This is a genomic window from Rhodoplanes roseus, from assembly GCF_003258865.1.
Lineage (GTDB): Bacteria > Pseudomonadota > Alphaproteobacteria > Rhizobiales > Xanthobacteraceae > Rhodoplanes > Rhodoplanes roseus.
In genome coordinates, this window is the sequence record NZ_NPEX01000287.1 from 1 (window position 1) to 7,034 (window position 7,034).

The window sequence follows — 7,034 nt, forward strand, 5'->3', positions numbered from 1 at the left end:
GATCCCGGACCGGCTTCAGATGCTCATCGAGGGCGTAGGATTTCGAGGAGGAGCGAGACGCGTCGATATAGGAATCCCGTAAAGACGACGCGTTCGGTCGATGTCGGCGGACAGCGTCCGCGATCGAAGGGGGGGGACGAGGCGTTGTCCCGCGGCGCGCCCTCAGCGCGCCCGCAGGGCGCCGCTGCACGCGGCGGCTGCACTCCCGCATGGGACGGCGGGAGGAGTGTGGCGGAGCGACGATGTCGAGGAGATCGGTTGGTACAGCTGGGTGGACTCGAACCACCGACCTCCTGATCCACAGTCAGGCGCTCTAACCAACTGAGCTACAGCTGCACGGCGCGCCCGCGGGCGCGTGTCCGAAGCGCGCGGAACCTAGGCGGAGCCGGCCGCTTTTGCAAGCCGGACGGAGGGCCGGGCGGGGTTGCCGCACGGCCGCCCGCGCGACGGTCAGGCGGCGCGGCTCGCCACCGGCGCCGCGGCGCGGGTCCGGGCGGCGTTGACGGCGTCGACCGAGCGGGAAATCGCCGACCACAGGCTGATGATCTCGGTGGCGGCGGCGGAGCCGGGGTCGACCTCCGGCGCGCTGGCCCCGGCGGCGAGCGACATGGCGAACCCGGCGCGCTGCGTGATCTGCCCCGACCACACCGGAATGCCGAGCTTGTCCAGATGGTTGCGCGCGTAGGCGACGACCGGCGACTCCTTGTCGTCGCGCCGCGCCGGGGCGGCGTTCATCACCACGGCATAGGGCTTGTTGCGCTCCTGGGCGGTTTTCACAGTCTCTCGAACGGCATGCAGGTCGAACAGGCCGGGCCGGGCCGGAATCACCACCAGGGTCGAGGCCCGGATCGCCTCGCTGACCACCACCCACATGGTGGGGGGCGTGTCGATGAAGACCCAGTCGTAGCCCTCGAGCATGGCGACGGCGAGCAGGCCGTCGACGCCGCGAGCGGCGCTTTTGACGATCGGCTGCCCGTCCGGCCGCAGGGATTGCCACAAGGTGAGGGATCCTTGCGGGTCGGCATCGATCAGCAGGCAGCGCTGCCCCGACAGATGCGCCGTGGCGGCGAGATGCGCGGTGAGCGTGCTCTTCCCCGCGCCGCCTTTGCGAGACGCGAAGGTAATGACGTTCATGGGTCTCTCCTCGGCTGCCTGGGAACCGAGCCTGACGGGAACATGGTTAACAGGCGGTAAATGACTGAGGAGCGGAGATTTTTTTGCCGGGAGGCGGGAGATGTTTTTGGTTGCGGGGCCGGCCGCTTCGCGGGCGGCGCCGCAAATCCGCCACACGAATCAAATTGTTGCCGCAATTGCGAAAGGCAATCTTAACGCGTCCGGTCTAGCCGCCTCCCGCCCTGCCACGGTGTCCCGGATTGCCGACGGGACCGATGCCGATCGGGCCGTGGTCGCCGCTGATTCGGCTCACCCCGCCGCTCCCGCCCGGGTCGCCGGCCCGACGAGATCCTTCAAGGCCTGCAGCAGGTTGCCCGGGGCCAGCGGGGCGAATCGAAAGACCACCCGGTGTTTCCCGGCGGGCAGCGAGACGCCGCGAAACAGTGCATCGACCGGGCGAATCGGCACCACTTTACCGTCCGCCTCGGCCACCCAGCCCGGATACCAGAGATCGTGCAAGACGAGCTCGGACGGGCGGTCGGCCGTGGTCTCGATGGCGATCCGGTCGGGCCGCCAGGCGGTGATGCGGGCGTTGCCGACCGCCTCGCCGTCCTTGGCCACCTCCCTTGCCACCTCCCTGGCCACCTCCCTGGCCGCTCCCTCGCCACCCCCTCGCCGGCCCTCGCCACCCGGACCGGTGGCAAGGGCGCCTCCGCCGGCCCGGAGCTCGACCCGCGGACGGGCCCCGGGGAGCCGGTAGACCCAGGCCCGGGGGCCGGCGAGGAGCAGCTCGGCCTCGGGGACCCGGGGCAGGCCGGGCATCGTCTCGATCGGCGCCCCGAGCACCAGGAGGGTCAGCCCGAGCTCGCGGGCCAGGGCCGAATCGAATCCATCGAACGAGGCCGGGAAGCCGCGGAAGCCGAACCGCCAGTTCTCCTCGCCCGGCGCGACCAGCCGGTCGTAGGCGCCGATGCGCAGCGGATTGTAGCCGTTGGTCGCCTCGAGGCCGCGCACCATCGCGAGGTTCTGCCACGCGCCGCCGAGGCCGACGATCTCCAGGCGCGGACGCTCGCCGGCCGCGTGGGCCTGCGCGACGGCGCGGTCGATCACGGCCAAGACCTCGGCATCGGGACCGGCCGGCGAGTCCAGCACGGCGTAAGTGTCGCGCGGCTCGGCATCGAGGCGGAACGCCGCGTTCCACCCCAAAAGCTCGGCGGCCGCGATGACGGTGACGACAGCGGCCGCGATCCCACGGCGCTTGGTGCGCGCGCCGAGCATCAGCACGGCGGCGCCGACCGCCATGATCGCAACGGCCGGCGCCAGGGCGACGAGCGCGTGCGCACCGTTGCCGCTGCGCGCCGCGAAAACCACGGCCGCGATCACGATCCCGCCGACCAGCGCGACCGCGAGACCCATGAGACTCCAGCGCACCGGCAAATGTCCGTCGCGCACATAGGCGGCGAGCAGCGCCGCGCTCAGTGGCGCCAGCGCGGCCGTGAGCACGAAGCTGGCATCGACCGGTCGGCGAAACAGATCGACGCCCGGGACATGCGCGAAGGCGAGCGCGAAAGCCGGCGTGTAGCGCCCCAGCATGTAAAGCAGCGCCGCGATGGCGACCCCGGTCCACAACCGGCAGCCGCGACGAAGGACGCCGCCGCCCGCGATCCCGAGCCAGGCGATCAGCAGCACCGGCGTCGCGCCGACGAACAGGTAGTTGAACGAGTCGTCGGTGTTGAACAGATCGGCCGACTGCGGGCCGCCCGGCCCGAAATAGCGTCCGTGCGAGCCGAGCACGTCGGCCGAGAACAGCGTCGCCAGATTGGCCGGATGGAGCGAGCCGGCGAGCGCATCGTCGAGTGTCAGCACCGGGCGATTGGACAGTGCGGCGAATTGCAGCGTCAGCAGCATCGGCACCGCGGCGACCGCGACGGCCACGACCACCATCACGGCCAGCACGCCGAGGCGTGAGCGCAGCTGCGCCGGCACGGACACGCCGGAGGGCCGCGTTCCGAACAGCATGGCGATGGCCGCCGCCGCGACCACGGCGGAGAGCAGCAGCGCCGCCTGGTTGCGCCCCAGCACCAGGAGGGCGGCGGCGACGCCGGCCGCGATCGCAGCCCCGTGGGAGCGGCGATCGAAGGCGATCCCGATCAGCAGCAGGGCGATCGGCGCCTGGGCGTAGCTGAGGATCATGCCGGTGTGCTGCATCCGGCCCGCGGCGGCGCCGCCCAGCATGAACACCACGGCGGCGAGCACGCAGGGCGCGGCCGGCCAGCGCGCCCGCCAGCCGATCGCCGCGAGCGCCATTCCGCCGGCGAGCAGATGCGCCGACACCAGGACATCGAAGGCGCGCAGCGACGGGGCCGGATCCAGCATCGCGAAGGCGAGGAAGACGGGGGCGAAAACCAGCGACTGCGGATCGGCGACGCTGGGGAACCCGCCGTAGTGATAGGGATTCCAGAACGGCGTGCCGCCCGCCTGCAGGGCGCCGGCGAGAAACCGGAAGAAGGCATAGACCTGATTCTTGGAGTCCCACGGCACGACCGTGTCGTCCACGACGGTGCGCGCGACCGCGAGCCCCCACACGATCGCGACGCAGACCAGGATGGTGAGAAGACTCGCTCGTGGCGCGGCCTTCGGGGCGACGCCGCCCGCCGCGTCGCTCGGCTCGGGAGAGTCGTCGACGCGCGAACCAACGCCGGAGAAGAGGCTCGAACCGATCATCAGCGCACCTGCGCCCTCAACCGAAATGCGATTGCGACGAGCCCGCGGGCCTTGCATCATGGGTCGTTGCGGGACGGCGCGCAGCGCCGGACCCGGAATCCAGCCGCGAATGCCGAGTCGGGTGCTGGATTCCGGGTTCGCGCCTTTGGCGCGCCGCGGAATGACGGATTCGGCCGACGAAAACCAAGCCGTGCTCCGGCCGGCGGATTATGCTGACGTCAGCCCAACTCATGTCGCACGCGCCGCCCGCTGACAGGAGAACTCGACGGACAAGATGTCGCAGCGATTCACCTCTGCTTGGTTCCTATACACTGGTCATGGCTTTTCGTCGGATTTGCGGTGCGCCGGGCGTGAGACGAACAACGGGATCCCGGCCGGCCGGGCGACCCGTGCGCAGGCGTGCGCGCGTCGCTGCGCGGTGATCCGATGCGTCTCGCGCTGATCGCCCTCCTGCCCCTGCTCGGCGCCATGGTGCCGCCGCTCGCCATCCGAGCCGGCCGCAACGCCTGCACGATCGCCACCGCCGCCGTGACGCTGGCCGCGCTGGCGCTGCTGGCCGCGAACGCCCCCGCCGTGGTGCACGGCGACGTCGTGCAGGACGGCATCGCTTGGGTGCCGCGGCTCGGCCTCTCCTTCGGCTTCTTTCTCGACGGGCTCGGCTTGTTCTTCGCCGCCCTGATCCTCGGGATCGGGCTGCTGATCATCGTCTATGCGCGCTTCTATCTCGGCCGCGACGAGTCGATGGGCCGGTTCTTCGCCTATCTGCTGCTGTTCCAGGGCGCCATGACGGGCATCGTGATCAGCGACAACGTGCTGCTGCTGGTCGTCTTCTGGGAGTTGACCAGCCTCTCCTCCTTCCTGCTGATCGGCTGGTGGTACGGCACGCCGGAGGGCCGCCAGGGCGCCCGCATGGCGCTCGTCGTCACGGGCGGCGGCGGGCTCCTGCTGATGGCCGGCATGCTGCTGCTCGGCCACGCCGCCGGCTCCTTCGCGCTGACCGACATTCTCCAGCGCGGCGACGTGGTGCGCGCCTCTCCGCTCTATCTGCCGGTGCTGCTGCTGGTGCTCGGCGGCGCCTTCACCAAGTCGGCGCAGTTTCCGTTCCACTTCTGGCTGCCGCACGCCATGGCGGCGCCGACGCCGGTCTCGGCTTACCTGCACTCGGCCACCATGGTGAAGGCCGGTGTGTTCCTGATGGCGCGGCTGTGGCCCGTGCTGGCCGGCACCGAGGCGTGGTTCCTGATCGTGACGACGACCGGCCTCGTCACCATGCTGGTCGGCGCCTGGATCGCGCTGTTCAAGACCGACCTCAAGGCGATCCTCGCCTATTCGACCGTGAGCCATCTCGGCCTGATGACCATGCTGCTCGGCTTCGGCACCGAGGCCGGCGCGATCGCCTGCGTGTTCCACATCCTCAACCACGCCACCTTCAAGGCGGCGCTGTTCATGAGCGCCGGCATCGTCGACCACGAGACCGGCACGCGCGACATCGACAGGCTCGGCGGCCTCGCCCGGCTGATGCCGATCACCGCGGCGCTGTCGCTGGTCGCCGCCGCGTCGATGGCCGGCGTGCCGCTGCTCAACGGCTTCCTGTCCAAGGAGATGATGCTGGAGGCGGCGTGGCACACGCCCTTCGCGGGCCAGTCCTGGCTCCTGCCCGTGCTCGCCACCGTGGGCGCGCTGCTCTCCGTGGCCTATTCGGCCCGCTACGCGTTCCGCGTGTTTCTCGGTCGTCCGCGCGGCGACCTCGCCGGTCGTCCGCACGATCCGCCGGCCGGCATGTGGCTGCCGGTCGCCGTGCTGGTCGTACCCGTGATCCTCATCGGCATCGCGCCGCAGCTCTTCGCCGGCGGCATCGTGGCGCTCGCCGGCCAGGCGACCATCGGACCCGCGCCGCTGCCGTCCGTGTCCCTGTCGCTGTGGCACGGCGTGACGCCGGCGCTGATCTCGAGCGTCGTCGCCTTCGCGGGGGCCGCCCTGCTCTATGCCGGGCTCGGGCCGCTCGCTCGCCTGCATGCGCGGCTCGACCGGCCCGACGCCAAGGCCGCCTTCGACGCCGTCGTGGCGGCGGTGGTGCAGGGCTGCCGGCACGCGACCTTCCGGCTGCACACCGAATCGCTGCCGCGCTATCTCGCCGTCATCACCGTGACGGTGCTGGCCGTCGGCGCCGCCGGCTTCTTCGGCGGCACCCATACGGCCGGCGAGCGCGCCCCCCTGCCGATGACGCTGCCGGCCGTCGTCGCCTTCGTGCTGCTCGCGGCCGCGAGCCTCGCGGTGCCGCCGGTGCACGACCGACGCTTCCTCACGCTGGTGCTCACCAGCGTGGTCGGGCTCGTCGTCTCGATCGCGTTCCTGCAGTTCTCGGCGCCCGACCTCGCCCTCACCCAGATCACCGTCGAGGTGGTGGCGACCATCCTGCTGCTGCTCGCGCTCAACCTGCTGCCCAAGACCACGCCGCGGGTGAGCGGCGTCGCCCGCCGCATGCGCGACGCGGCGATCGCCGGCGCCACCGGGCTCGGTGCCGCGGCCCTCGCCTATGCCGTGATGACGCGGGACGCCACCAGCATCGCGGATTATCACATCGCCCAATCGAAACCGCAGGGCGGCGGCACCAACGTCGTCAACGTGATCCTGGTCGACTTCCGCGGCTTCGACACGTTCGGCGAGATCATCGTGCTGTGCATCGCGGCGCTCGCCATCGTGGCGCTGCTCGACACCGCGCTGAAAGGCGCGGCGGCGCGGCGCCTCGATACGCTGCGGCGTGCCGTCGAGGCGGCCGACGCGCATCCGACCGTGCTGGTGGTGGTGACGCGGGCGCTGCTGCCGCTGGCCATCACGGTGGGCGTCTACATCTTCCTGCGCGGGCACAATCTTCCGGGCGGCGGTTTCATCGCCGGTCTAGTCGTCGCCATCGCGTTCATCATGCAGTACATGGCGAGCGGCCACGACTGGACGGCGGATCGCCGCCGCTTCGACGCCCATGCGCTGCTCGGCGCCGGCGTGCTGACGGCGGGTGCCACCGGCCTGGGCGCGCTCGCCTTCGGCAAGCCGTTCCTGACCAGCGCGTTCGGCTACTTTCACGTGCCGCTGGTCGGCGAGATCGAGCTCGCCACCGCCATGCTGTTCGACGCCGGCGTGTTCATGGTGGTGGTCGGCCGCCCGTCATGTCCTTCAGCATACGGCAGATGCCGCGGGTC

General features: G+C 71.0%; 3 protein-coding genes and 1 tRNA gene. 1 reads left to right on the forward strand and 3 read right to left on the reverse strand.

What is annotated here, in order from left to right:
- Positions 1-259: 259 nt before the first annotated feature.
- The 3 genes from CH341_RS25940 to CH341_RS25950 form a co-directional block, all read right to left on the reverse strand.
- Positions 260-336 (reverse strand) — tRNA-His (locus tag CH341_RS25940).
- A 114-nt stretch (positions 337-450) separates the two neighbouring features.
- Positions 451-1,134 (reverse strand): ParA family protein, encoded by a 684-nt coding sequence (locus tag CH341_RS25945; RefSeq protein ID WP_111421861.1) that lies wholly within the window; start codon positions 1,132-1,134, stop codon positions 451-453.
- A gap of 288 nt (positions 1,135-1,422) precedes the next feature.
- Entirely contained in the window at positions 1,423-3,837 is a 2,415-nt protein-coding gene (locus CH341_RS25950; protein WP_111421862.1) for a hypothetical protein, read from the reverse strand.
- Positions 3,838-4,263: 426 nt separating this feature from the next.
- On the opposite strand from CH341_RS25950, the gene CH341_RS25955 reads away from it, so the two are divergent.
- A partial coding sequence (locus tag CH341_RS25955) for a monovalent cation/H+ antiporter subunit A (RefSeq protein WP_111421863.1) occupies positions 4,264-7,034 on the forward strand: 2,771 nt, incomplete at its 3' end.